General features: G+C 54.7%; 30 protein-coding genes and 1 tRNA gene. 25 read left to right on the top strand and 6 right to left on the bottom strand.

Annotated features, from left to right (window positions below; genetic code table 11):
• Both DM08_RS10345 and DM08_RS10340 read left to right on the top strand, forming a co-directional pair.
• On the top strand, nt 1–261 hold a 261-nt coding region (locus DM08_RS10345), incomplete at its 5' end, for an IS3 family transposase (RefSeq protein ID WP_035384689.1).
• 151 nt (nt 262–412) lie between these two features.
• Complete coding sequence (locus tag DM08_RS10340) at nt 413–790, top strand: hypothetical protein (RefSeq protein ID WP_202593405.1); 378 nt, start codon at nt 413–415, stop codon at nt 788–790.
• 392 nt (nt 791–1,182) lie between these two features.
• Here DM08_RS10340 and DM08_RS12635 read toward each other — a convergent pair whose 3' ends face one another.
• Together DM08_RS12635 and DM08_RS10330 are read right to left on the bottom strand one after the other, a co-directional pair.
• Nucleotides 1,183–1,914 (bottom strand): DUF6602 domain-containing protein, encoded by a 732-nt coding sequence (locus DM08_RS12635; RefSeq protein ID WP_343283007.1) that lies wholly within the window; start codon nt 1,912–1,914, stop codon nt 1,183–1,185.
• A gap of 46 nt (nt 1,915–1,960) precedes the next feature.
• On the bottom strand, nt 1,961–2,485 hold the full coding sequence (locus DM08_RS10330) for a ComEC/Rec2 family competence protein (RefSeq protein ID WP_202593403.1): 525 nt from the start codon (nt 2,483–2,485) through the stop codon (nt 1,961–1,963).
• Nucleotides 2,486–2,683: 198 nt separating this feature from the next.
• Here DM08_RS10330 and DM08_RS10325 point away from each other — a divergent pair, with 198 nt between their 5' ends.
• Both DM08_RS10325 and DM08_RS10320 read left to right on the top strand, forming a co-directional pair.
• Nucleotides 2,684–3,007 (top strand): helix-turn-helix domain-containing protein, encoded by a 324-nt coding sequence (locus tag DM08_RS10325; protein WP_035384586.1) that lies wholly within the window; start codon nt 2,684–2,686, stop codon nt 3,005–3,007.
• A complete protein-coding gene (locus DM08_RS10320; protein WP_035384585.1) occupies nt 3,004–3,891 on the top strand; it encodes an ImmA/IrrE family metallo-endopeptidase in 888 nt (295 codons plus the stop codon). The genes DM08_RS10325 and DM08_RS10320 overlap by 4 nt, the downstream gene beginning before the upstream one ends.
• Before the next feature lie 150 nt (nt 3,892–4,041).
• Here the strand turns inward: DM08_RS10320 and DM08_RS12630 are convergent, their stop codons facing one another.
• Nucleotides 4,042–4,182, bottom strand: coding sequence for a DUF4113 domain-containing protein (locus DM08_RS12630; protein ID WP_161780289.1), 141 nt, complete (start codon nt 4,180–4,182; stop codon nt 4,042–4,044).
• A gap of 409 nt (nt 4,183–4,591) precedes the next feature.
• Here DM08_RS12630 and DM08_RS10315 point away from each other — a divergent pair, with 409 nt between their 5' ends.
• The 4 genes from DM08_RS10315 to DM08_RS12920 all read left to right on the top strand — a co-directional run bounded on the left by DM08_RS10315 (nt 4,592) and on the right by DM08_RS12920 (nt 8,065).
• Complete coding sequence (locus tag DM08_RS10315) at nt 4,592–5,656, top strand: hypothetical protein (RefSeq protein ID WP_035384584.1); 1,065 nt, start codon at nt 4,592–4,594, stop codon at nt 5,654–5,656.
• Between the two features lie 515 nt (nt 5,657–6,171).
• Nucleotides 6,172–6,948 (top strand): DNA-binding protein, encoded by a 777-nt coding sequence (locus tag DM08_RS12625; RefSeq protein WP_081908864.1) that lies wholly within the window; start codon nt 6,172–6,174, stop codon nt 6,946–6,948.
• A gap of 345 nt (nt 6,949–7,293) precedes the next feature.
• Complete coding sequence (locus DM08_RS12925; RefSeq protein ID WP_152555825.1) at nt 7,294–7,554, top strand: hypothetical protein; 261 nt, start codon at nt 7,294–7,296, stop codon at nt 7,552–7,554.
• Between the two features lie 259 nt (nt 7,555–7,813).
• Nucleotides 7,814–8,065: a hypothetical protein gene (locus DM08_RS12920; RefSeq protein WP_152555824.1), complete on the top strand. Its 252-nt coding sequence runs from the start codon at nt 7,814–7,816 to the stop codon at nt 8,063–8,065.
• A 186-nt stretch (nt 8,066–8,251) separates the two neighbouring features.
• Here DM08_RS12920 and DM08_RS10310 read toward each other — a convergent pair whose 3' ends face one another.
• Nucleotides 8,252–8,620 (bottom strand): helix-turn-helix domain-containing protein, encoded by a 369-nt coding sequence (locus DM08_RS10310; protein WP_051938126.1) that lies wholly within the window; start codon nt 8,618–8,620, stop codon nt 8,252–8,254.
• A gap of 187 nt (nt 8,621–8,807) precedes the next feature.
• Here DM08_RS10310 and DM08_RS10305 point away from each other — a divergent pair, with 187 nt between their 5' ends.
• From DM08_RS10305 to DM08_RS10295, 4 genes are all read left to right on the top strand, one after another.
• Nucleotides 8,808–9,470: a hypothetical protein gene (locus DM08_RS10305; RefSeq protein WP_035384583.1), complete on the top strand. Its 663-nt coding sequence runs from the start codon at nt 8,808–8,810 to the stop codon at nt 9,468–9,470.
• A gap of 78 nt (nt 9,471–9,548) precedes the next feature.
• The gene (locus DM08_RS10300; RefSeq protein ID WP_035384582.1) at nt 9,549–10,031 is read left to right on the top strand and encodes a hypothetical protein; all 483 of its coding nucleotides are present in this window, start codon (nt 9,549–9,551) and stop codon (nt 10,029–10,031) included.
• Nucleotides 10,032–10,681: 650 nt separating this feature from the next.
• Nucleotides 10,682–11,050: a helix-turn-helix domain-containing protein gene (locus tag DM08_RS13200; RefSeq protein WP_081908863.1), complete on the top strand. Its 369-nt coding sequence runs from the start codon at nt 10,682–10,684 to the stop codon at nt 11,048–11,050.
• On the top strand, nt 10,960–11,964 hold the full coding sequence (locus DM08_RS10295; RefSeq protein ID WP_255358321.1) for a tyrosine-type recombinase/integrase: 1,005 nt from the start codon (nt 10,960–10,962) through the stop codon (nt 11,962–11,964). Before DM08_RS13200 ends, DM08_RS10295 begins: the two co-directional genes overlap by 91 nt.
• 13 nt (nt 11,965–11,977) lie before the next feature.
• Here DM08_RS10295 and DM08_RS10290 read toward each other — a convergent pair.
• Nucleotides 11,978–12,053: transfer RNA gene (locus DM08_RS10290), tRNA-Asn, on the bottom strand.
• A 109-nt stretch (nt 12,054–12,162) separates the two neighbouring features.
• Between DM08_RS10290 and DM08_RS10285 the strand changes: the two genes are divergently transcribed.
• The 11 genes from DM08_RS10285 (at nt 12,163) to DM08_RS10235 (ending at nt 21,294) form a co-directional block, all read left to right on the top strand.
• Nucleotides 12,163–14,007 (top strand): AsmA-like C-terminal region-containing protein, encoded by a 1,845-nt coding sequence (locus tag DM08_RS10285; protein WP_161780286.1) that lies wholly within the window; start codon nt 12,163–12,165, stop codon nt 14,005–14,007.
• Between the two features lie 95 nt (nt 14,008–14,102).
• Nucleotides 14,103–14,366, top strand: a complete 264-nt coding sequence (gene rpsT, locus DM08_RS10280; protein WP_035384579.1) for a 30S ribosomal protein S20 — start codon at nt 14,103–14,105, stop codon at nt 14,364–14,366.
• A 93-nt stretch (nt 14,367–14,459) separates the two neighbouring features.
• A complete protein-coding gene (locus DM08_RS10275) occupies nt 14,460–15,623 on the top strand; it encodes an aspartate aminotransferase family protein (protein ID WP_035384578.1) in 1,164 nt (387 codons plus the stop codon).
• Entirely contained in the window at nt 15,620–16,540 is a 921-nt protein-coding gene (gene argF / locus DM08_RS10270) for an ornithine carbamoyltransferase (protein ID WP_035384577.1), read from the top strand. The genes DM08_RS10275 and argF overlap by 4 nt, the downstream gene beginning before the upstream one ends.
• 82 nt (nt 16,541–16,622) lie before the next feature.
• Entirely contained in the window at nt 16,623–17,849 is a 1,227-nt protein-coding gene (locus tag DM08_RS10265; protein WP_035384576.1) for an argininosuccinate synthase, read from the top strand.
• A 68-nt stretch (nt 17,850–17,917) separates the two neighbouring features.
• Nucleotides 17,918–18,403 carry a macro domain-containing protein gene (locus tag DM08_RS10260; RefSeq protein ID WP_035384575.1) on the top strand — a complete coding sequence of 162 codons (486 nt, stop codon included), beginning with the start codon at nt 17,918–17,920 and terminating at the stop codon, nt 18,401–18,403.
• Nucleotides 18,404–18,515: 112 nt separating this feature from the next.
• Nucleotides 18,516–18,830, top strand: coding sequence for a pyrimidine/purine nucleoside phosphorylase (locus DM08_RS10255; RefSeq protein WP_035384574.1), 315 nt, complete (start codon nt 18,516–18,518; stop codon nt 18,828–18,830).
• Nucleotides 18,831–19,052: 222 nt separating this feature from the next.
• On the top strand, nt 19,053–19,541 hold the full coding sequence (locus DM08_RS10250; RefSeq protein ID WP_035384573.1) for a YajQ family cyclic di-GMP-binding protein: 489 nt from the start codon (nt 19,053–19,055) through the stop codon (nt 19,539–19,541).
• Nucleotides 19,542–19,593: 52 nt separating this feature from the next.
• A complete protein-coding gene (locus tag DM08_RS10245) occupies nt 19,594–19,995 on the top strand; it encodes a hypothetical protein (RefSeq protein ID WP_035384572.1) in 402 nt (133 codons plus the stop codon).
• Entirely contained in the window at nt 19,992–20,534 is a 543-nt protein-coding gene (locus DM08_RS10240) for a DJ-1 family glyoxalase III (RefSeq protein ID WP_035384571.1), read from the top strand. Before DM08_RS10245 ends, DM08_RS10240 begins: the two co-directional genes overlap by 4 nt.
• 1 nt (nt 20,535) lies before the next feature.
• Nucleotides 20,536–21,294 carry a class I SAM-dependent methyltransferase gene (locus DM08_RS10235; protein ID WP_035384570.1) on the top strand — a complete coding sequence of 253 codons (759 nt, stop codon included), beginning with the start codon at nt 20,536–20,538 and terminating at the stop codon, nt 21,292–21,294.
• Nucleotides 21,295–21,320: 26 nt separating this feature from the next.
• On the opposite strand, the gene nhaD is transcribed toward DM08_RS10235, so the two are convergent.
• A complete protein-coding gene (gene nhaD / locus DM08_RS10230; RefSeq protein WP_035384569.1) occupies nt 21,321–22,604 on the bottom strand; it encodes a sodium:proton antiporter NhaD in 1,284 nt (427 codons plus the stop codon).
• Between the two features lie 224 nt (nt 22,605–22,828).
• Between nhaD and DM08_RS10225 the strand changes: the two genes are divergently transcribed.
• Nucleotides 22,829–23,146, top strand: coding sequence for an ArsR/SmtB family transcription factor (locus DM08_RS10225; protein ID WP_035384568.1), 318 nt, complete (start codon nt 22,829–22,831; stop codon nt 23,144–23,146).
• Nucleotides 23,147–23,166: 20 nt separating this feature from the next.
• On the top strand, nt 23,167–23,664 hold the full coding sequence (locus DM08_RS10220; protein WP_035384567.1) for an arsenate reductase ArsC: 498 nt from the start codon (nt 23,167–23,169) through the stop codon (nt 23,662–23,664).
• The last annotated feature ends 4 nt before the right edge of the window (nt 23,665–23,668 follow it).

The following is a 23,668-nucleotide window of genomic DNA, read 5'->3' as shown; positions in this document are numbered from 1 at the left end:
TATCGGGAAAAATTGCTGGGGCATGGCATGCGCCCGAGCATGAGCAGGCGCGGCAACTGTTACGACAACGCGGTGGCCGAGAGTTTCTTCTCAACCTTGAAGAACGAGCTCGTTCACCATTGCGACTTCCACACTAGAGATGAGGCACGGACGGCAATCTTCGAATATATTGAGATCTTCTATAATCGACAGCGTAGGCATCAGACTTTGGGGTACCTCAGCCCAGTGCAATTTGAGCAGCAAGCAGATGTACCCAATTAAACCGTCCGGGAAAAGCGGGTTAGCTCAGTCTGTCCCTTTATTAAGAAATATTCGGATCCATGCGACTCTACAATAACTGTTGGGCGTCTAGGAACAGCTTACTACCCACCATCCACTTCCCTTTGGGCAGGCAACTAACCGGAATTCTCTGATGAAAGACTTACTGGATAAGCTAAGTTCATACAACATCTTCAACTACCTCTTGCCGGGTGTGCTATTCGCTGCTTTTGTGGACTCGCTGACATCGTTTCATCTCGTCCAGAAAGACCCGGTGGTAGGTGCTTTTCTGTATTACTTTTTAGGCTCGGTGGTCAGCCGCGTCGGCTCGCTATTTGTCGAGCCATTACTTCGACGGTTTAACTTCGTTGCCTTTGCCCCATATGAAGACTTTGTTCGAGCTTCTAAAGCAGACCCCAAGATAGAAGTTCTATCTGAGGCGAATAACATGTACCGAACGATTTGCGCGCTGATGGTAAGTGTTGGCGCGGTCGCCTTATTTGAGCGCGCGACCATTTTTACCCACCGATAAGTACAGCACTCCCTTGGGTTCTGATTGTTGGCCTGTTCGCGCTGTACTTGCTCTCCTACAGAAAGCAAACGGCTTATATCACCAAACGGATCGAGGTAAACAAAGCATGAGTGTTGTTAAGTCGTTCTCTGTCGGCAATGGCGATATGTTTTACGTCAACCACGGCTCAGACAATTTCACTATCATTGACTGCTGCCTACCGGAGGGTTTGGCAGATTCAATCGTTGTGGAAGTCAAAACGAAGCAAAAGGCCAAAGGAATTTCACGTTTCATCTCTACCCACCCAGATGAAGATCATTTCTCAGGGTTGGAATTGCTCGATCAGCATCTATCCATCGTCAACTTCTATTGCGTCAAGAATTCAGCAACAAAGGATGACGAAACCGACGACTTTAAGAAGTATTGCGAACTTCGGGATTCGGAGAAGGCTTTCTACATTCATAAAGGATGTACAAGAAAGTGGATGAACCTGAACGACGAGACTCGCCATTTTGATGTTTGAATCCGACATACTTGGCCTCAATGAGTTTCTTCTCCGGACGCCGTTTGAAAATACTCCACTCATCAAGCGCGCCGATGAAGCCCACTAGCTTGTCGAAGGTTATGCCCGATTTACCTGTGTAAGCGGAACTCACTTGGTTGAATATCCAATTCAAGGCATCGGTTCGTGTCTTTTCAATATTGGATTTGACTGAGACAAGCGCGAGGTAAGGGCCGCGCACTTTGTCGCTTCGATCATTTGAAGCCAACGTTTCGCAAAGAGAGGCCGCTTCAAATAAGGCCTCGCACTCTTTCTTTACGTCTCCATCGTTGAGGTGCTTCTTGACGGAAATTATTCCAACCACGCCTTCGGGCGGAACGATAACGCTGTTCCCAAAGCGTTGAAATACGGGATAGTTGCCTGAGTCGAAAACAATGATATCAAGCTGTGTTGAGTGGCTATCTGATCCTGCCTTCCGTTCTGTTCCGGTTTCACCAGTCTTTACCGCAGGACGCAAAATGAAGCCGGTAAGGACTTCAAGCCCATTCGGGAGGTAGCGATTGAGATACTCGCGCAGAAGATCTTCAACAAACCTTCCGTCTTCACCTTTGTGTTCTGCTCCAGCCCCCTTTGGTGCGGGAATGAGCGTTTCAAACTGCTGATACGTCTTTACGAGCGCATCAACCTCGCTAGACCAGTACAGGGGAGATAAAAGCTACTGCAGAAAGGCCATCTGTCTTTCCATCGGCGTCTTCACCCAGCACCAAAATGCGGTCGCCATTCGCGCCGATACCGTTTTCCCTGAACTGCGCTACGCGTCGACGTGCTTCTTTATTCCAAGCTTTAGCATCATCGCTTAGGGTGTGATTCACGCTAGCACGGCGGAATATGATCGGGGACGACCACATTTCGCGGATAACGATTTTTTTCGTCTCGGCCGTGTCGTCATAATCAGACAGTGGGCCGAGATGGAACTGTTCTTCCAACCCGCGGCAATGGTCTTGATCGGGATGGCTTAAAACCATCGCGTCCACATAGGGGCGTCCTTTCGCGTCTATAGCTAGGTTGCTTCGCAAATCCTTGGCGACATCGCGAATACCTTCGCCAGCCTGCCGAATGTTGATGTCAATCAATACTCGAGCGCCGCTTTCGAGCTCGAGTAATGTCATGTCACCATTACCCACGGGGTAAAACGTTATTTTTGGGGTGCCCATTAGTAAATTCCTTATTATCAATGCTAGGGCATTTACTAATACGGCCCCGGCGGTTAGTAAATATACATGCTTTTATCGCAAAACAAAAAGTTCGGGATAGCGAACAATGTGAATTGTGGGGCATATTTCCGATAAGGTCAAACAAAAAGTTCGGAATGGTGATATATTTTACTGGCGCTAAGATTTATGAGGAGGAAAATGGCAACTAAGTTGGGTGACAAAATTCGGGAATTACGCAAGAAACACGAGCTTACACTGGATAAGCTTGCGCTTAAGGCTGGTCTTTCTAAGAGCTACCTTTGGGAGTTGGAAAATAGAGATTCACAAAGGCCATCGGCGGAAAAACTAAAAGCCTTGGCGGACGTGTTGGGTGTTAGTTCGGCGTATTTTCTAGAAGACGATGTGCGTGAGCCAGAAGAGCGTCATATGGATGAGGCCTTTTATAGAAACTATCAGCAACTTGATGCACCATCAAAAGAACGGCTCCGCCTAATTTTGGATGCATTCAAAAATAAACCGTGAGTACCGTTCCTCTTTCTGCTGCCAAGGAAGCGAATAAACTCACAAAGATTCTGGATATATTCCACCAGGCTCATGGTGGCTTTCGCTATCCCGTGAACGTGAAGGAATTGGCGCTGCAATGCGCGGATCTATTTAAATGGGATGATCCAATCTCTGAAGTCAAAGCTGCAAGCATTCCTGGATTTGACGGTGGGCTCTTCAAGGATTCAGACACGAAGAGATGGCTGCTGTTATATAACCAGTCGGTTGAGTCGCAAGGCCGAATTCGGTTTACCCAAGCCCATGAACTTGGGCACTACATTCTTCATCGCCAAGCAAAGGAAACATTCCAGTGTAGCGAGGAGGATATGCTTAATTGGGATGTTGAAGAAAAAGACATCGAATCTCAGGCTGATAAATTTGCCTCAAATTTGTTGATGCCACTTCATGATTTTCGGGAACAGATAACAAATACTGTTGATCTCGATGTTCTAGGGTTCTGCGCAGGTCGCTACGGCGTGTCTCTGACTGCAGCAATTCTAAGATGGCTCGAACACACTGACCAAAAGGCGGTCGTGGTACATTCCCAAGATGGCTACATGAACTGGTCTTGGTCCAGCCAGGCAGCTCTTAAGGCGGGGGCATTTTTTAGAACAAAACGCTCTCCGGTTCCCATTCCAGAAGCCTCACTCGCCGCTAATAGCTATATCAAGCTTGAAAAAACTGGACAGACTGTTTCGGCACGAATATGGTTTGAACACGCTGAAGAAATTACTCCATTGCGTGAAATGAAGGTGTCTTCAGATCGCCACGATATAGTCCTTAGCTTGTTGATACTCCCGAAATCAGCTGATGTATGGGAAGTCCGCAGTCCCGAATGGTTTGCCAGATCGAAAAAAGGCTAGCTCCGACTCCAGGTTGAAAAGCCTCTAAATCACTACGTTTATCAGTTGCAAGAATCGCCCCTTGTGGGGGGCGTCATGTCCGTTATGTGATGCAATGCAGAAGACATATACAACTACGGATAGGACAGAAATGGCCGAATACCAGTCCCATCACGATGCCGCCGGCAACTCTTCCCACTCCGCCGTATAGTTCGGCGACTTGTTTTCTCGACGCATGGCCCATCGCTGTTTGATGCCAGATGCAGCGAGCGTGATGCTTCCTTTTTCCGTGCGTTGATTGATCGCATCCATCACTCTCATGCGCTGTTCTGCGCGGCCATCCTCATCGAGATCATCAAATAGCGTTGCTTGTTGCTGGCCTTAGAGGTAGCTCCGCTCAGTTGGACATTCGAAGCATCATAAAGAGCGTTCGCTCTGTCGTTAATCGACTCGCACTATGTGGCTATTGCCTCTCCGACTGCGTGCCCAGTAAATCATGAGTCCGCTGAAAGACTATTTTTGTATTCGACGCACTTCGTGGAATAACCAACTCATTTTTTATGATGTATTTCATTATCAGTAGATGCAATAGTGTAAATATAATACTGTAACCAATTGTTTTATAAGAATAAATTATTGCATGATCGGCGGCCGATGGTGTACGATGCGCCGCATTCGACTAAAACGATGAAAAGCCATCGAACTCTAAGAAAGGTATTTAGTGGGCAAAAACACTCAATTGCTTGCGATGCAAAACGAATTGGCCATCCTTGGCGCGCTGGGCAGGCAGATATGGTGCCGAGAGAAGGAGCTTCAACTTATTACGGGCATGAGCAGCTACATGGTCGAGGTAACGACCATGCGCCTCGCCGATCGCGGCATGATTCACCGAATAAAACAGAAGCACGGTGCAGGGGCGTTTTGTACTTTGAGAACAGCTGGTTCAAGATATTTGGCGATTCCCCACCGGAAAGACGTTTCAATTCCCGATAGTTGGCCCCATGATGCGCTCGCAGTGCAGACTCTGTTTTTTTTAAAAAAGACATATGATTCGGATGCAACTGTTCACACCGAGTCCGTACTGCGTAAAAATCACGATCCGAGCAACGGTAAGATTGTCGACGGCAAGCTTGTCAGCAAACTTTTTGGCGACATCTCGATTGAGCAGGAAATGAGCAAAAAAGACGGGGCACCGCTTCGCAGTCAGTCGAAGGCTATCGTTCGGCGCGCGTTAGCGGGAGAGAAAACAGTCATTTCCTACCCTTACCCACCGGCGAATACTTCATCAAAGTTCGATCACGAAAAGCGGCAGTTACAGGCACTGCAAACCGCCATATTTGAGGCTGTAATTCAAGCCAGTAAAATCGACGAAGTGGTGGACCACATTTATTTTTGTCGCATTCAATTTGCCTCGCTGAGGGATTTTGCGAACGTGATGCCGTCCAACTTCTCTCTTATCAGCCTGCGTAATTTGGCCCCGAATTTAACTTTGAATGTTAAATCAGCCGGCAAGCACTACAAATTCGATGACAAACCTTTGCTTCAATTCGGCGGCTATGGCCCTATCATTGGCACTGAACTTTTTACGATTTCCGATCGCTTCAAAGTTAGGTGTAAAGTTGAAGATGTGGGTTACGAACAAACAGTTGAGTGTACCTATAATGATCGAATTTCGATCCCACTTGATTTGTCGGGCTGCCGTCCGGGGAACTGGCCAGCTACCCGCGCGGTGCTCGAAAAGCAAATTTCAGAATGGCTGGATCGGCGAATCGAGGTGGCCCGATGATTTCGCGATGCAGTTTTTGGTGCATGAAATTCTCGCTGAATTTCATGCCTGCGTCGCCATCGTTGCGACGGGCTGAACGCCCTGCTGCCGATTGCCCTCCTAGGGGAGGGCCGCCGCAATTTTTCGCCCTCCCTTTCGGCCGGCTGCGCCGGCGGGAGCCCCACTTTTTCATCACGCTGGACGCATGCTGACCGTACCTCCGCCAAAGGCGGACTTACTAAAACTGGGGCTCCCGCCGGCGCAGCCTCTGGGGAGGGGGGACACGTCCCCCACCAGCCACCGCATGCTGGGGCATGCTGCCAACGCTGGGGCGTTGTCTGACTGGCGGCGCCCCCGCCCAAAGTTAGGACGCTGGGGCGTTCCTAACTTTGGGGGCTGCAGCAAGCCGCTGTCTACGCCAGCTTTGCTTGGCCCCATGCTCGCGCATGGCCCCCCTCTGCACGAATGTTGCAGAGGTTTGTTGTGACGATTCACAATTAACGTTTGATTAATTCTCTAACAAATTGGAGGGTAGTATGTCGAGATACGCAACATATTCTGATTCGGAAATTATCGCTGTTGCTGAGCGACTACGGGCTACTGGCGAGTCCGTAAACGCCAACAAAGTCATTAAAGAATTAGGCGGTGGGAATCACCCTAGGGTAGCTAGGGTGTTGGCAGAACAAGTGTCCAGTACAAGTACGAATCAGCCACTTTATGCAGATTCTGGCAGTGCCGATATACCACAAGGAGTCGCAGATGCTGCAATAGATCAGATACTGGATGATGTAAAAGTACGCTTTGCCACTCTACTCAACCAAGTAACAAAACACGCTAACCTAGCATCCCAAGAGATGGAAACTGAGCTTGATCGAGTGACTATCGCAAAAAATATGGCGACTGATGAGCTGCAAAAGATCAAGTCTGAAGTCTTGACATTGCGGCAGCAAATCGTAGACCTTAACCAATCCGAGTCTATCCTAAAGCAAGAACTTGAGGAAGCAAAGGCTTATATTTCCACCTTTGCGATAGACTTTGCAGATTCTGTCGTAGTATCAATCAAATCGGATATTCGTAACCTACTTAATGGGGCGGATGCATGTGATGGCGATACGTTTGGAAATAAAAATTTGGACGGGAGCGTCCACGCAATATCAAGACAGCCTTCAGCCAACCTTCCACCCTTGAACAATACTACAGGCTCATTTGTTGGTGATAATAACCTGCACAATACTCAGCCAGCACCCATTCCAAACCCCGGTGTGGCAAACCTTCCCTCTGTCTCGACCATCAATAAAGAAATCGGGGCATGAAGTTTCCGTAAGGTTAAGAGTCGCACTAACTGCTGCTCCCATCCTGCGCGCTTCAGCACTTACCCTCGATAGCCTCTTTTATAGTGCCCGCCAGCCGATCGGTGATTGGCTGGCGTGGCGCTCAAGAATCTTCGGCTTGTATGTGAGCCAGCTCACGACCAGCTAGATTTCCCCGTGGCAATTGCCGCACCTGTTTGCCGACCAGTCTAGCACGCTACAAATCTTCGACTCTGAACGATGAGCACAACGATCAATTCATGTTGATTATGTTCGTGACCAGTTGAGCAAAGTTGCCACTCTCCGCCGGCAGCAACCGCGCCACCCAGTGCGATTCGTCGCTGCTGGATGGCCGTCACTCATCAATCGGTACGCCAACTGCTGCGCAGCCACTGTGTTTTGGCATACCGATTGCCGTTCCGCCTTTTCATCCAGCGCCTCGCGGCGCGCTCCTCATCGCATCTCGGGCGAGGTGGCGCGGTTGCTGCCGGCGGAGAAAACATGGCAAAAATTGTTTTGCTGGTTCTGGCGCTCATGACTAATGAGCCCATTGAAGAGCCAGTGATCGAATCAAAATTTGATGAAACGATCGCTTCAGCGGTCAAGTAACAAAGCCCCCGGCAAGCCCGGGGTTCTTTATTTTCATTCGGCACCTGCTTCTGCGGTTGATTGGTCTTGTGGGGGAATCAATTGGGGGACTTCGGTAAGTCTTTGACTGCCACAACCAGGTTGGCCACTTACGATTGAGTCATCCGCATCATGGTGGGCTCTTGCATTGACTAGTGCGGGTGAGTAAAATTTGCCCACTGCATTTTTCCAACTTGTTCCCATTCATAGGGACAAATCTATCTACAATTTGGAGAAATGTATGCGAAATAAAGTTTTTGTAGTTCATACCCGCTCGGGAATTTCCTTTTCAGTTACGGCGAGTAGTTTGCAAGAGGCCGAGCGTAAAGCCGCATCAAAGGACATAGGAAATTACCTCGCCGATCTGATGCGGCAGGCGGTTAAAGACATCGCGAGTGTTGCGCCTCACAAAGGGCCGGATTTTCGAGCACCTAGCCCAATTTTTGGTGATGAAGTATTTCTTCGCAGTAACTCATCTCACAGGGAGGCCTAATGCAAGCCGAAATCCTCTTCCCAATCCTTATTTCTGCCATTGTTAGTTTTGCTCTGTTTGCAAAGAATAGGGTCGATTTCTGGGAGCGCGAAGTCGCCAAGAGTCACGAAACTCCAAGAAAGCGTGTGAAGTGCGGCAAACGCTAGGTTGAATATAGTCAGGGGGCGAAAGCCCCCTGCTCTTGGTCTATCGTGCCTCTCTAGCTTCCAGATAGTCGCAGGCCAACATAAACTGATTCACGACAAAATCCCGATCCCCCGGTTTGAGACTTTGCATCCGAGCCGCAAGCATAGCCGCTTGGTCCATGGCTCGCTGAGAGCATCCCACCAATAGCTCGCCGGTCGAAATTTCCAAAGTTTCTGAAATCTCAAACAATCTCTGCAACGAAGGAAGAGTCACTCCCCGCTCAAACCGGGAAACTGTTTCTGCATCCACGCGCAACCGCTCGGCCAAATAGGCTTGGGTCCACCCTAATTTCTTTCGTTTAGCTGCAATGGCTCCGCCTAGCAGTTCTCCTATTCGCACCCCGCCTACAGGATCGGATTTTATTTCCATAGCCTTGTCGATTCGAATGAGTCAACAAAGATAGTCGCCTTCCAACAAATCTAAGTGAATGATATGATATGTTGTATATCAACATATCGCGTTGACACGCTCGCATGTTCCAGCCAATTCGGAAGTAATCAACGCTGGAAATCGTCAGCTCCCCATCATATCCCTCATAAAAAACGAAAGGAGCACTATGAAACGTCTGGTCATTGCAATCGCCGCCACTCTTGGAGTATCTGGGTGCGGTACCACCAACAACTACCTTGCGGAAAAACAGCAGACTGTCGAGTACTACCGCATTTTTGATATCAAGACCTCGGCAAATCGTCAGACCGTTGCCAAGGCTGCAAGCAGCGGGATCGGGCGGAACGTAAATAACGCTCAGGAAGCCACACCGATTCCACTCTCTGATGAAATTCCAGAGAAGGCTGCACGTTTCAAGCTCGTCAATCCCTTTGAAGGCTCAAAGCTTGCTGCTCTTGCGGGCGGAGCTGGATCACTTGGCTTCCGTATGACAACGTGCGAAGGTGCAAGCTGGACCGCAAAGGCCGAACGGCGACTGTCTGGAAGCAACAGTCTCAACCTTACGGCCTGTCTATTCCAATATAAGGGTGGCTATCACCTAGATCTATATGCAGTATTCACAAAACAGCAGGGTGGTCTACTCCAGATCAGTCGCGATGTGGCTAATTCAATGGTGGGTACGCCAGAAGAATGGACCGAAAAAACCTTCCTCGACATTGTGCGATCAATCCGCGCCAACACTGGGGCTGAAATTGCCCTCCTTGAAGCTCAACCGGAGCTGTCAGGCTTGCCTTGGCTGGACAGCATAGACTCGATGCCGCAACGCAAGTGACGCCCAACTGGCTGCCAGTCGTAGACTTCAGGAAATAGTAACGGAAAGCTGTTCAACCATTAACCATAGGAGAATCGAATGAATTGCATGCGCGTTTTGTTTATTGCCGCTTCCCTTGCGACTCAAGCAACTTGGGCCACGGATCAGGTATTCGTGGATTTTGCACTCAAGAATGCACATGAGCGTGGCTTTATGAAATGCGACGCAGCGATCAAAGAAGTGTTTTCGAATGTTGGTGGCAAAGATATGAGAGTAATTACTCAAACGGGACTTGCCGCCGACAGCATGAAAATGGTCGCGGTTTATGGAGTGCCTGGCGATGCGGTATATGCAGAAGCTGAATTCCGCCAATCAGGTGCCAAGTGCACATATACACGCACCTCGACAATCGTAAGTACAAAGAGTTGCACCGCAGAGCTTGGGGAGCTTCCTGCTTTCAAGTATGAGGCTGAAACAGTTGGCGTCACGTTCACCAAGAATGCTGGAGGCGTAAATAGGATTCTCTTACCCGTCGGCTCACAGGGTTGCGCTACCGTATTCTTAGTGAATGGGGAGGTCTAACCGATCAGTCATCCCCGAGTTGTTCACTGCGCAGACTCACGGAATGCGCAATATCGAAAAATGGATTAACGACTGGCATTCAGGGCACCTGTAAACTAATCGAAGGTTCAATAATAAATCCACCAGATATATTCTGGGAATGTATGGCAGTCTCGAATTTTCCACACCATTTCATTGTTGCGCCTCACAACGAGCTGGAATTTCGAGCGCCTAGCCCAACCTCGGAGATGAATTATTTCTTTGCAGTAACTCCACTCACAAGGAGGGAAATCACGAAACTTCAAGAAAGCGTGTAAAGCGTGGCAAACGCTAAGTTGAATATAGACAGGGGGCGAAAGCCCCCTGAGTTATTTTGCATATTCATCGTCGACTATACAAAAAGAATTCTAGCTGCCATCCCTAGATTCGCACCCACTTGACATTCGTAAGCTATTGTCTAATAAAGGGTAAAATGGGACTCGGCGTGTCATTTTACATCTCCCATCTTGGAGTTTGCTGGTCCGGATGAATCCATCTATATTTCCCTCATCGATATTTTCTAGGAACGACAATCATGAGGGGAGTCAATGTGTTACTGATGAGCGTACACCAGACTGCAGCCACATTGCCATCTGTTTTTGCGAGGCAATTTGAACCTATCTACCTACAAAATGACGCACTCAGCGGGCGCAGAATGGGCTGTATCTATGGAGACGCTTAATCTTGAGCAAGCCGCTCAATTCCTCAAGCTGTCGCCCGAAGAGCTGCGCCGTCGTGCCAAGGCTGGTCGCGTTCCCGCTGCCAAGGTCGGCAAGTGCTGGTGTTTCATCAAAGATGACCTTGCCGAGTATGTGCGTTCGCTCTATTCTTCTCCTCGGCAAGCGTTGCGAGTGACGTTTGGAAAGGAGGTAACACCATGTCACTCAAAAAGCGCGGTAACACCTGGCACATCGACTTCGTTGCGCCATCCGGCGAGCGAGTTAGATGCTCTGCTGGCACTGCCGACAAAAAACAAGCGCAGGAACTGCACGACAGCCTGAAGGCTGAAGCGTGGCGCGTGCAGAAGATGGGCGATAAGCCCGCCTACGTTTGGGAAGATGCGGCTCTAAAGTTCTTGCTGGAAACTCAGCATAAGGCCACTCATCGGGATGATAAAAGCCGTATGAGGTGGATTAACCCCCACCTTAAGGGCAAGAAGCTCACCGATATTGACCGCGAACTGATAAGCCGCATTGGGGAACTCAAAGCAAAAGAGTCTAGCCCCTCCACAGCAAACCGAGTGCTCGCATTGATTCGTTCAATTCTGCGTAAGGCCATGCAGGAATGGGAGTGGATAGACAAAGTGCCGAGAATCCGACTCTATAAGGAAGCCAAGCGCCGTGTCCGGTGGCTCACACCGGAACAAGTTCAAGGGCTCCTGCAAGAGTTGCCACCCCATCAGCAGGACATGGTGCTGTTCGCGTTATCCACGGGATTGCGCCAAGCCAACGTATTAAAGCTGGAGTGGTCGCAAGTGGATTTGATTCGCAAGGTGTGTTGGATACACCCCGATCAGGCCAAGGCACGCAAGGCAATTCACGTTCCGCTGAACTCGTCGGCAATGGATGTACTGTTAAGGCAAGTAGGAAAGCACCCAGAGCGGGTCTTTACGTTTCGGGGCGTACCATCAGCTAATGCAAATACGCGAGGCTGGCGGGCGGCTCTTAAACGCGCAGGCATTGAGAATTTCCGCTGGCACGATCTACGGCACACTTGGGCAAGCTGGTTAGCTCAACAAGGAACGCCGTTAAATGTGCTTCAGGAGCTGGGCGGTTGGGAAAGTGAAACGATGGTAAAGCGATATGCTCATCTTGCACCTGCCCAGCTCGTTGAACATTCTGAACGGGTGGCGAACTTGCTGAATGGCACAAATATGGCACAAGCAAAAGATAAAGGGGCTAGGCAATTAGCCTAACCCCTTGATTATCTGGCTCCCCGACCTGGACTCGAACCAGGGACCTGCGGATTAACAGTCCGTCGCTCTACCGACTGAGCTATCAGGGATTTGAAAGCGGGCGAATCATAGCAAAATCACGTAACATTAGTCAAACACTCTTGTCGTGATATTGCTATGCGGTTGTTGAAGTACAGTTTGGTTTTCTTGTCGGGGTTGGTGGTCTTGGTCGTTGGCGGGGTGCTGCTGATACCTGTCGAGCGTTACATCCCTGAGGCGGAACGGGGGATGTCGGCGTTGTTGGAGCGTCCGGTCAAGATTGGTCGGCTCGGCATTCATTTGTTCCCGGTACCGCATCTGACCATCGGTGCGGTTGTGGTCGGAGAGCACGCTGATGTTGCCTTGGCGGAGTTGGAGGTCAGGTTCGATGTTCAGGCGTTGCTGGGGCATCGTTGCGTGGTGAGCCAGGTGTCCGTCGAGCATGGCGCGCTGGCGGAGGCGGCGGTGGCTGAGTTGTTCGAGTGGCTGATGAGTCCGGTGCCTGCGATTCAAGAGCCGGTATATTGTCAGGTGAGGCAACTGGATTTCAGGGATTTCCATTTGGATGTGCCGGATATGCCGCAGGATGGGGTGAGTGGCAGTGTCCGTTTTACCGGGAGCAATGACCCCGAGCAGATTCTGCTGCATTTTCCCCAGTTTGACTTGACTGCGGATGTGCGTCCCAAGCCGGATGGCACTTTCCATGTGGATGCGAGCACGCCCGGCTGGGGAATGCCGGATATTCCCGATATGAAGTTGGAGCAGGTGCGGGCGGTGGGAGATATCTCCGATGCCGGATTCGACATGCGGGAGCTGACCGGGAGGCTGATGGGGGTCTCATTGCGCGGCAAGGGGGCTCTGAGCTGGGAGCCGGTCTGGTCGTTGAGTGGCGAGGTCAATCTTTCCGGCGATAAGGTGCGCCACGAGATCAAGGCGCTGGATGGTCGGATGATCGGGTTCGATAAGTTGAGCGGACATGGGCTGTTCCGCTCGCGGGGGGGTAACCCTGACCAGCTTGTCGTTAACTTGACCGTGGATGCTGACATGAAGTCATCCGGTTTTGTCTTGGAGCTTGAGCCACAAGCGAAACAGCCGTTGTCCTTTGAGCGGTTCGATACGCATATTGCTTACACCCCGGAGGCTATTCGTTTGCAGCGGATAGATGCCAGGTTGGCGGGAGGTGCCTTGACGGGGGCGATGACTCTGTTGCCTTCATCGTCGCTCTTCCGCTTCGATCTGTCGCCCAGAGGAGTGAACCCGCAGCCTGTCGTCAGGTCGGTCGATGATGCCTTGTTGCTATCTGGTGTGCTGGACGCGGATATAAAGGGCGTGATCAATCTGGATCATTTGCAGGATTTTCCGGCGGAGTCTCGCATCGATGGTCGGTTCGACATACGGCAGGGCGAGCTTGGTGAAAGTAAGCTGGTCAGGGCAGTGAACAGCAACATCCCCAAGACCGAGGAGGACAAGATCCTGTTCGATCAGATTTCCAGTGAGCTGTTGATCGATGATGCGGGCTACCATCTAAGCAAGCTCAAGATCATCGCTTCGGTGTTCAATGCGGAAGGGCGGCTGAACATCGCTCCAGACGATCAGGTCGATGGGGTGTTGGCGACCGATCTCAAGGGGATGGCGGGATTGGTCAGTCTGCCTTTGCGTGTGACCGGGTCTTTGAGCAGCCCGACCGTGCGTCCGACCGGCGGGGTGGTGGCAGGAGCTGCAATCGGAACGGCCCTGCTCGGTCCTGTGGGAACGGCGATCGGAATTCGGGCGGGGGCCTTGATCGATCGGATGTGGCAGGGTAAGGAGGGGGCGGAAGCGCCTGCCGCAGCATCGGAAAAGTCATCCGGGCAGATGAAGGCGCGCGGATCGCAGGGAGCGGGTTCCCCGGATGCGGGATCGGACCGTGCCCAGGTCGGCAAGGGGAGCGAGGCTGTTGGGGAACGCCATCCACAGGCCCAGCCGAGCAAGCCCGTACCGGGCGGCCAGGCGCAATCCATCATGCCTGCGATACTGTCGGATTAAGTCGCCTGAGCGGCTGTAAATAAGAAGTTGCAAAACCGTCGTTCCATCCCTATAATGCGCGCCTTTCATAGCAAGCCAAATTCTAAGGAGCAACCATGGCCAATAGCGCACAAGCCCGCAAGCGCGCCCGTCAAGCAGTCAAGCAGAATGCTCACAACAGCAGCCTGCGTTCCGAGCTGCGTACTGCAATCAAGAAAGTGATCAAGGCGATCGACGCTGGCGACAAGGCTGCCGCTCAGGCCCAGTTCCAGGCTTCCACCAGCGTGGTGGATTCCATCGCTGACAAGAAGATCATTCACAAGAACAAGGCCGCTCGCCACAAGAGCCGCCTGTCCGCTGCCATCAAGGCTATGGCCTAAGCCTGCGCGGTACTGCGTGAATGCTGAAAGGCCGACCCAGCGTCGGCCTTTTTCGTTTTGAAAATGCGCCAAGAAGATAATACGGGGATTTCCATGTCGCACCTGATGAACACCTATGCCAGATTGCCGCTGGCCTTCACCCACGGCGAAGGAAGCTGGTTGTGGGATGCCGAAGGCCGTCGCTATCTGGACGCGCTGTCCGGCATCGCGGTCAACACGCTGGGCCACGCCCATCCGCGTTTTACCGCCGCACTGTCGGCGCAGGTGGGCCGGATGATCCACGTTTCCAACGTCTATCGCATCACCGAGCAGGAACAGCTTTCCGACAAGCTGGCCGAGCTGTCGGCCATGGACGAGGTGTTCGTCTGCAATTCCGGTTGCGAAGCCAACGAAGCCGCCATCAAGCTGGCGCGGATGGTTGGCCACAACAAGGGCATCGAGCTGCCGAACATCATCGTGATGGAGAAATCCTTCCATGGTCGGACACTGGCGACGCTTTCTGCCACCGGTAATCGCAAGGTGCAGGCCGGTTTCGAGCCGCTGGTGCCCGGTTTCGTGCGCGTGCCGTATGACGACCTCGCCGCTGTGCGGCAGGTGGCCGAGCACAACCCCAACGTGGTGGCCGTGCTGGTCGAGCCGATCCAGGGCGAAGGCGGTATCCGCACGCCGGACGTGTCCTACCTGCAAGGTTTGCGGCAGATTTGTGACCAGCACGGCTGGTTGCTGATGCTGGACGAAGTGCAGAGCGGCATAGGGCGGACTGGGCGTTGGTTTGCGCATCAGCACGCGGGCATCGTGCCGGACGTGATGACGCTGGCGAAAGGGCTGGGTTCCGGCGTGCCGGTGGGCGCGTGTCTGGCGGCGGGCAAGGCGACCGGCACCTTCAAGCCGGGCAATCACGGCTCCACTTTCGGCGGCAATCCGCTGGCTTGCACCGCCGCGCTGACTACCTTGCAGATCATGGCGCAGGATGGTCTGATGGCCAACGCCAGCGCCATCGGCACGCAGCTGGTCGAGGGTTTCAAGCAGCGGCTGGGCAACAACGTGGTGGCGGTGCGCGGTCAGGGTCTGATGATCGGTATCGAGTTGCCCAAGCCCTGCGGCGATCTGGTCAAGCTGGCGCTGGCACGCGGCCTGCTGATCAACGTCACCGCTGACAACGTGGTGCGCCTGCTGCCGCCGCTGGTGTTCACCGAAGCCGAGGCGCAGCAACTGCTGGACGCGCTGTGCCCGCTGATTACGGAGTTCCTGTCATGAGCATCAAGCACTTTTTGCAGTTCAAGGATCTGACGCTGGACGAGCTGAACCATGTCTTCGAGCGCACCCGCGTCATCAAGCAGCGCTTCAAGGCCTACCAGCCGTATCACCCGCTGGCCGACCGCACGCTGGTGATGATCTTCGAGAAGAATTCCCCCCGCCCCCGGCTGTCGTTCGAGGCCGGGATGCAGCAGCTGGGCGGCTCCGCTATCTACCTCAACACCCGCGACACGCAACTCGGGCGCGGCGAGCCGGTGGAAGACGCGGCGCAGGTCATCTCCCGCATGAGCGACATCGTGATGATCCGTACCTTCGAGCAGGACATCATCGAGCGCTTTGCCGCCAACTCGCGCGTGCCGGTGATCAACGGCCTGACCAACGAATACCATCCCTGCCAGATCCTTGCGGACATCTATACCTATATCGAGCAGCGCGGCTCCATTCAGGGCAAGACCGTGGCTTGGATCGGCGATTCCAACAACGTCTGCAACACCTGGCTGCAAGCGGCGGAGTTGCTGGATTTCAACGTCCACGTCTCCACTCCGCCGGGTTACGAAGTCGAGCCGGAGCGCGCCGGGCTGTACGGCAACGATCACTACGAAGAGTTCGCCGACCCGATGGATGCCGCCCGCGATGCCGACCTGATCACCACCGATGTGTGGACCAGCATGGGCTTCGAGCGTGAAAACGATGCCCGTCGCAAAGCCTTCGCTGACTGGATCGTGGATGCCGAGATGATGTCGGTCGCCAAGTCCGATGCCCTGTTCATGCACTGCCTCCCCGCCCATCGCGGCGAAGAAGTCGATGCTGCCGTCATCGACGGCCCGCAGAGCGTGGTGTGGGACGAGGCAGAGAACAGACTGCACGTGCAGAAGGCTCTCATGGAATACCTGCTGCTGGGCAAGGTGAGCAACTAACGCGGCAGGTAGGGGGCGGTTCTGTGCCCCATCGAATTGAATGAACGGTGCGCGAGCGCACCCTGAAGATAGGAAACGAAGCATGAGCGAAATCAACAAAGTCGTCCTCGCCTACTCGGGCGGTCTGGACACCTCGGTCATTCTCAAGTGGCTGCAAGACACTTACCAGTGCGAAGTGGTGACCTTCACCGCCGATCTGGGGCAGGGGGAGGAGCTGGAACCGGCGCGCCAGAAGGCGCTGAAGTTCGGCATCAAGCCGGAGCACATTTTCATCGACGACGTGCGCGAGGAGTTCGTGCGCGATTTCGTGTTCCCGATGTTCCGTGCTAACACCGTGTACGAGGGCGAATACCTGCTGGGTACGTCCATCGCGCGTCCGCTGATCGCCAAGCGCTTGGTCGAGATCGCCAATGCCACCGGCGCGGATGCGGTGTCGCACGGTGCGACCGGCAAGGGCAACGATCAGGTGCGTTTCGAGCTGGGCGCTTACGCGCTGAAGCCCGGCATCAAGATCATCGCGCCGTGGCGCGAGTGGGATCTGCTGTCGCGCGAGAAGCTGTTGGCCTATGCCGAGAGCAACGGCATCCCCATCGACATGAAGCACCGTAACGGCGGCAGCCCATATTCGATGGACGCCAACCTGCTGCACATCAGCTTTGAAGGCCGCCATCTGGAAGACCCGGCTGCCGAGGCGGAAGAGAGCATGTGGCGCTGGACGGTGTCGCCCGAAGCGGCCCCGGACGCGGCGGAATATCTGGACATCGAGTTCAGGAACGGCGACATCATCGCCCTGAACGGCGTGGCCATGTCGCCCGCCACCGTGCTGGCGACGCTGAACCAACTGGGCGGCAAGCACGGCATCGGTCGCCTCGACCTGGTGGAGAACCGCTACGTCGGCATGAAGTCGCGCGGCTGCTACGAGACCCCCGGCGGCACCATCATGCTCAAGGCGCACCGCGCCATTGAATCCATCACGCTGGATCGCGAAGTCGCCCACCTGAAGGACGACCTGATGCCGCGCTATGCCAGCATGATCTACAACGGTTACTGGTGGGCACCTGAACGTCGTGCCCTGCAAACCCTGATCGACCACACGCAGCAGACCGTCAACGGCTGGGTGCGCGTCAAGCTGTACAAGGGCAACGTTATCGTCGTGAGCCGCGACTCGAAGACCGATTCGCTGTTCGACCCGACCATCGCTACCTTCGAGGACGACAAGGGCGCTTACGACCAGAAAGATGCGGGCGGCTTCATCAAGCTGAACGCCCTGCGCATGCGCATCGCAGCGAATCTGGCGAATCGCAAATAGGCGACGGACGATCCACGTCCGCGTAATCTACGGGGACTGCCTGCGTTCCCTGGTAAAAGGAGAGCATCATGATCAAGCAAGTGAGTGGGGATATCCTGTTGAGTCACGCCAAGGCTATCGCCCATGGTGTGTCGCCCAACGACGACTTCCATCAGGGCCTGGCCCTGCAACTGCGCGAGCGTATGCCGGCCCTGTACAAGGAATTCCGTCATTTCTGCCAGACCAGGCATCCCAAGGCGGGCGAATTGTGGACTTGGGCCAGCGCTGACGGCGTACGCGTCGTCAACCTGTTCACTCAGGAAGGTGCTTACGATCACGGCAGCAAGCCGGGCCGGGCCAGCATCTCCAACGTGAACCATGCTCTGCATGCGCTGCGCACACTGGCGCAAAAAGAACAGTTCGCCAGCATCGCCCTGCCGCGTATCGGCTGCGGCGTGGGCGGCCTGAGCTGGGATGAAGTGCAGCCGCTGATCGAAAAGCAGCTCGGCGACCTCGGCATCCCGGTATATGTGTACGTCGATTATCAGAAGGGCGTGAAGGCGCAGGAAGCCTGAACGCACAGACCGCTTGGCCGTTCATGGTTCGACAAGCTCACACCCATGGGGTGCGAGAACCTCGTCGAGGCCACGAACGGTTAGGCGGTTCTCATTTCAGTTAGGAGCAACCATGACAGACCAGATCAGCAACGTTAGCGTCAACACCAAGGCCAATGTCTATTTCGACGGCAAGTGCGTTTCGCACACTGTCGAATTCGCCGATGGCGTGAAGAAATCCGTCGGCGTGATTCTGCCGTCCAGCCTGACTTTCAACACCGGCGCGCCGGAAGTGATGGAGACCGTGGCCGGTTCCTGCCGTTACAGACTGAAGGGCGAGGACTGGAAGACCAGCCAAGCCGGACAATCGTTCAATGTGCCCGGCAACTCCAGCTTCGACATCGAAGTGAGCGGGGATAACTACCACTATATTTGCCACTTTGGCTAAGACTCTGCCTTACCCCCATGCGGGGAGAGTGGGAGTGACCGCCGCAACAAGCCATTTCGTGGCGTGTTGTGACTAAGTTGATCCGTAATTCCCGCGCAGGCGGGAATCCAGTCCGGATATGGACTGCGAAGCAGATAGAACCGGTTTTGTCCCGCGTTGCGGGCTAGTTGAATTTGCTGGATTCCCGCCTGCGCGGGAATGACGGCACTGAGAGGAACCAACATGCCATCCTTCGACATCGTTTCCGAAGTAGAGAAGACCGAGGTCAAGAACGCGGTCGAGCAGACCAACAAGGAAGTCGGCACGCGCTTCGACTTCAAGGGTTCGGATGCCCGCGTGGAGCAGGCCGAGCTGGTGTTGACCATCCATGCCGACAACGAATTCCAGTTGGGGCAGGTGCAGGACATCCTCAACGGCAAGCTGACCAAGCGCGGCGTGGACATAAAGTGTCTCGACATCGCCGACAAGGTGGAGAAGGTCAGCGGCAACAAGGTCAAGCGTGCTTGCACGGTGAAGGTCGGTGTGGAGATCGAACTGGCCAAGAAGATCGTCAAGCTCATCAAGGACAGCAAGCAGAAAGTGCAAGCCAGCATCCAGGGCGACACCGTGCGCGTCACCGGCAAGAACCGCGACGACTTGCAAGCTGCCATCGCCTTCATGAAGAAGTCCATCACCGATTTCCCGCTGCAGTTCAACAACTTCCGCGATTGAATCTGGCGGCTCATCAGGCGGGATCACCACGACTCTGACGGGGTTTGGAACCATGAAGAACACCATCGATGCCCATATCGACTTCAGCTTCAAGGGAGAGAACTATGACCTTTCCTCCACGCTGGATCTGGATGCAGTGCTCGACAAATACCCGGATCCCTCCTCGCTGCATACCGTGCTGGCGATCGAGCACGGCATCGATACCTACTCGTATCTCTTCGATGTGATGCTGGTCGAGGAGGTTCGTCTCGATAATCCTCAGGGCTTGGCCACTGAATTCCTGCACGATGGCGTATTCGATTTCGACGGCTACAGTGCTCAGCGCAGCAAGAGTCAGGCGCTGGTCGCACTGGGCATCATCGCTGCCCAGGAACTGGGGGTCGAAGACCTCGAACGACAGCCGCACCTTAAACAGGCATTGCTGCGCGCTTATCAATTGGGGATGGAAGCATGAGTCGGATTCTGGTTCCGCTCGCAGCGGGCTTTGAAGATCTGGAAGCGATCACGGTGACCGACTTGCTGCGTCGCGCCGGTCTGAGCGTCGTCACGGCGGGGCTGGACGGGCAGATCCAGCGCGGCAGTCGCGGTGCGATGGTGTTGCCGGACACCACGCTGGAGGCGGCGCTGACGCACGATTTCGACATGCTGGTGCTGCCCGGCGGTCAGCCCGGTACCAACAATCTGAAGGCCGACGCTCGGATTCTGGAATTGGTCAAAAATATGGTGGGGCAGGGGCGCTATGTCGCCGCCATCTGCGCCGCCCCTTCGGTACTGGCAGCGGCAGGAGTGCTCGACGGCAAGCGCGCCACCAGTTTCCCCGGCGCGCTCGACGCTTACCCGCAGGTGCAGCAGCAGCGCGCTGCCGTGGTCGAGGACGGCAAGCTCATCACCTCGCGCGGCCCCGGCACGGCGATGGACTTCGCCCTCACGCTGATCGAGCGGCTGTGTGGTCGCGCCAAGCGCGATGAGGTCGAGGCCGGGTTGCAGCGCTGACGTGAACCTGCGCCGATTGCCGCCAGCCGTCCTGGCCCTGTTGTTGCAGGGAGCCGCATTCATCCTGATGATCGCCTTGGCGCGCTTCGTGCCGTTCCCGTTGACACCGTTGAGCTTCGCCTTGCTGGTCGGGGTGCTAGCGGCGGCCTTTTCGCATCTGGCTGGACAAGCCCGCTGGTGGGTTCCTATCCAGTTCGTCTTCGCCCCCGCCCAGGTCGCCATGCTGGCGGTGGAAGTGACGCCGACGCTGTATCTCGCCATCTTCCTCATCCTGCTAGCAGTGTACTGGAGCACCTTCCGCACCCAGGTGCCGCTGTACCTTTCCAGCAACAAGGTGTGGCGTGCGCTGGAAGGATTATTGCCGGCGGAGGAGGGCGGGCGGCGTTTCCGCTTCATGGACATCGGCTCCGGCATCGGTGGCGTGCTGGCGCATCTCGCGCAGGTCAGGCCGGACGGTGATTACAGCGGGGTGGAGATTGCGCCGCTGCCGTTTGCGTGGAGCTGGCTACGATTGCGGCTGAAACCCAATTGCCATGTGCACTGGGGTAGCTTGTGGGACTGCGACCTGGCGCAATACGACTTGGTGTTTGCCTACCTGTCGCCGGTGCCTATGGCCGAGCTGTGGGAAAAAGCCCGCCGCGAGATGAAACCCGGCAGCCTGTTCATCAGTAACACCTTCGCCGTGCCCGAATTCCCCCCGCAGCAGACGGTGCAGGTGGACGACCTGCATCATTCGGCACTTTTCATCTGGAGAATGTAAGTTCCGATATTCGAGCCGGTGATGGCTCAGTGGAGCAACTGATACTGGATCAGGTAAGTCGCTGCGCCAGCGATGTAGCCTGCCAACGCCAGGCCGCTGATGTGCTTGATGTACCAGATGAAGTTTATCTTCTCCAACCCCATGGCGGCGACACCCGCTGCCGAGCCGATGATCAGTATCGAACCGCCTGTGCCCGCGCAATAGGCCATGAACTCCCACAGAAAATGATCGGTCGGGTATTGCTCCAGGCTATACATGCCCATGGCTGCGGCAACCAGCGGCACGTTATCCACGATCGCACTGGCGACACCGATGAGCATGACGATGAGGTCCTGCCGTCCTACCGTTTGATCCAGCCATTGGGCGAGCGACGACAAGATATGCGTGTGTTCCAGTGTCGCTACCGATAGCAAAATGCCGATGAAGAACACCAGCGAACCCATGTCGATCTTGCTCAGAGCGTGCACTAAAGTGAGCGGCTGACGCGACTCTTCACCCTTGTTCCGATGAAGCACATCCGCCACGAGCCAGAGGATGCCGAGCCCGAACAGGATACCCATGAATGGAGGCAGATGCGTGACGGTTTTGAACGCAGGTACCGCGATCAGTACGCCTAGCCCGATGAAGAAAATCAGATTGCGCGCGGACTCGGTGAGATCGGAGATCGAGGCGCTGGCCGTTCTTGCGGGGGATTCAACTTGACGACCGCGCAAGATATACGCAGTGATGGACAGCGGGATCAACAGGCTGACTAAAGAGGGCAGCAATACGCTCTTGATGATGGCGATACTGGTGATCTGTCCTCCGATCCAGAGCATGGTGGTGGTCACGTCACCGATAGGCGACCACGCACCACCAGAGTTGGCGGCGATGACGATGATCCCGGCAAACAGCAGTCTGTCCTCGTGTTTGCTCAATAGCTTGCGCATCAGCGAGACCATGACGATGGCCGTCGTCAGGTTGTCCAGAATGGCACTGAGGAAGAAAGTGACCAAGCCGACCAGCCACATCAAGGTGGTCAGACGTGAGGTGCGGATGCGGGTGGTGATGAGGTCGAAGCCGTTATGCGCATCTATGACCTCGACGATAGTCATCGCCCCCATCAAAAAGAACACGATCTGAGCTGTGCTCATCAATGACTCACCCAATTGCTCGTTGACTAGGTGCACATCTCCGATCGAGATCGCGTAGATCGTCCAGAGCAGTCCGGCCCCGATCAGGGCGGAAGCCGATTTGTTGACCTTTAGCGGATGTTCCAGCGCGATGGCAAGATAGGTGATCGCAAAAACGGTGACCAGTATCGAGAGCATGAAGTCAGTCCTTGGGGTGGTCGGTGGGGCACATGAGCAGGGGCGACTATGGGCGAGCGGCATGGTATCACGGACCCGGGCCTGTTTTGCGGCGCGCGGGAGGCAGCGGGGCGAGAGCGTAATATCCCCGTAACGATGGTCGATCATCATGGCCGACATGGGTGTTTGCATACAATTCTATATTTCCATATAATTGGAAATATAGAATTGTAAAGGGAGGCATCATGGAAAGTGGCGACGCGGTTCAGGCGCTGGCTGCGCTGGCGCAGGTGTCCCGGTTGGCGGCGTTCCGTTTGTTGGTACAAGCCGGGGCGGAGGGGATGCCTGCTGGCATGCTGGGCGACAGGCTGGACATTCCCCCCGCCACCTTGTCCTTCCATCTCAAGGAATTGTCGCGTGCCGGGCTGGTGAGTGGGCGCACCGAGGGGCGCTATGTGATCTACACCGCCAACTATCCGGCGATGGATGAGTTGATCGGCTATCTCACCGAGAACTGCTGTGCGGGCGATGCCGCGCAGTGTGCGCCGCGCAAGACGTGTTGAAACTACAGAAAGGGAATCGCATGAGCGAAAAGACTTACCACGTGCTGGTGCTGTGCACCGGAAACTCTGCCCGCAGTATCCTGGGCGAGGTGCTGTTCAATCACTTGGGCAAGGGACTGTTCAAAGCCTATAGCGCGGGTAGCAAACCGGCGGGCAGGGTCAACCCGGGCGCGCTGGAATGGCTGCAGGCCAACGGCCACAGCACCGAGGGGCTGCGCAGCAAGAGCTGGGACGAGTTCGCCGCCCCTGGCGCGCCGGAGTTCGATTTCATCTTCACCGTGTGCGACAACGCCGCAGGCGAAACCTGCCCGGTCTGGCTGGGCCATCCGGCTACCGCGCATTGGGGGATTCCCGATCCGGCGCATGTCGAGGGCGACGAGGCGCGTCGCACGGCCTTCAAACGCGCTGCGGAACAACTGGCACGGCGCATCCAACTATTTATGGCGCTGCCTATCGACAGGCTGGACAAGTTGACGCTGAAAGAAAAGCTGGCCGAGATTGGGCGCACTCAGGATTGATGGG

The organism is Ferriphaselus sp. R-1, assembly GCF_000746095.1.
In the GTDB taxonomy this organism is placed as follows: domain Bacteria; phylum Pseudomonadota; class Gammaproteobacteria; order Burkholderiales; family Gallionellaceae; genus Ferriphaselus.
The sequence above is the reverse complement of the archived record's forward strand: the minus strand, read 5'-3'. Positions and strand labels throughout refer to the sequence as shown.

Coding starts and splice junctions, on each gene's coding strand:
- DM08_RS10340 (WP_202593405.1), top strand. CDS start 413: ATGAAAGACTTACTGGATAAGCTAAGTTCATACAACATCTTCAACTAC.
- DM08_RS10330 (WP_202593403.1), bottom strand. CDS start 2,485: ATGGGCACCCCAAAAATAACGTTTTACCCCGTGGGTAATGGTGACATG.
- DM08_RS10325 (WP_035384586.1), top strand. CDS start 2,684: ATGGCAACTAAGTTGGGTGACAAAATTCGGGAATTACGCAAGAAACAC.
- DM08_RS12630 (WP_161780289.1), bottom strand. CDS start 4,182: ATGGATGCGATCAATCAACGCACGGAAAAAGGAAGCATCACGCTCGCT.
- DM08_RS12625 (WP_081908864.1), top strand. CDS start 6,172: ATGTCGAGATACGCAACATATTCTGATTCGGAAATTATCGCTGTTGCT.
- DM08_RS12925 (WP_152555825.1), top strand. CDS start 7,294: ATGGCCGTCACTCATCAATCGGTACGCCAACTGCTGCGCAGCCACTGT.
- DM08_RS12920 (WP_152555824.1), top strand. CDS start 7,814: ATGCGAAATAAAGTTTTTGTAGTTCATACCCGCTCGGGAATTTCCTTT.
- DM08_RS10310 (WP_051938126.1), bottom strand. CDS start 8,620: ATGGAAATAAAATCCGATCCTGTAGGCGGGGTGCGAATAGGAGAACTG.
- DM08_RS10305 (WP_035384583.1), top strand. CDS start 8,808: ATGAAACGTCTGGTCATTGCAATCGCCGCCACTCTTGGAGTATCTGGG.
- DM08_RS10300 (WP_035384582.1), top strand. CDS start 9,549: ATGAATTGCATGCGCGTTTTGTTTATTGCCGCTTCCCTTGCGACTCAA.
- DM08_RS13200 (WP_081908863.1), top strand. CDS start 10,682: ATGACGCACTCAGCGGGCGCAGAATGGGCTGTATCTATGGAGACGCTT.
- rpsT (WP_035384579.1), top strand. CDS start 14,103: ATGGCCAATAGCGCACAAGCCCGCAAGCGCGCCCGTCAAGCAGTCAAG.
- DM08_RS10275 (WP_035384578.1), top strand. CDS start 14,460: ATGTCGCACCTGATGAACACCTATGCCAGATTGCCGCTGGCCTTCACC.
- argF (WP_035384577.1), top strand. CDS start 15,620: ATGAGCATCAAGCACTTTTTGCAGTTCAAGGATCTGACGCTGGACGAG.
- DM08_RS10265 (WP_035384576.1), top strand. CDS start 16,623: ATGAGCGAAATCAACAAAGTCGTCCTCGCCTACTCGGGCGGTCTGGAC.
- DM08_RS10260 (WP_035384575.1), top strand. CDS start 17,918: ATGATCAAGCAAGTGAGTGGGGATATCCTGTTGAGTCACGCCAAGGCT.
- DM08_RS10255 (WP_035384574.1), top strand. CDS start 18,516: ATGACAGACCAGATCAGCAACGTTAGCGTCAACACCAAGGCCAATGTC.
- DM08_RS10250 (WP_035384573.1), top strand. CDS start 19,053: ATGCCATCCTTCGACATCGTTTCCGAAGTAGAGAAGACCGAGGTCAAG.
- DM08_RS10245 (WP_035384572.1), top strand. CDS start 19,594: ATGAAGAACACCATCGATGCCCATATCGACTTCAGCTTCAAGGGAGAG.
- DM08_RS10240 (WP_035384571.1), top strand. CDS start 19,992: ATGAGTCGGATTCTGGTTCCGCTCGCAGCGGGCTTTGAAGATCTGGAA.
- nhaD (WP_035384569.1), bottom strand. CDS start 22,604: ATGCTCTCGATACTGGTCACCGTTTTTGCGATCACCTATCTTGCCATC.
- DM08_RS10225 (WP_035384568.1), top strand. CDS start 22,829: ATGGAAAGTGGCGACGCGGTTCAGGCGCTGGCTGCGCTGGCGCAGGTG.
- DM08_RS10220 (WP_035384567.1), top strand. CDS start 23,167: ATGAGCGAAAAGACTTACCACGTGCTGGTGCTGTGCACCGGAAACTCT.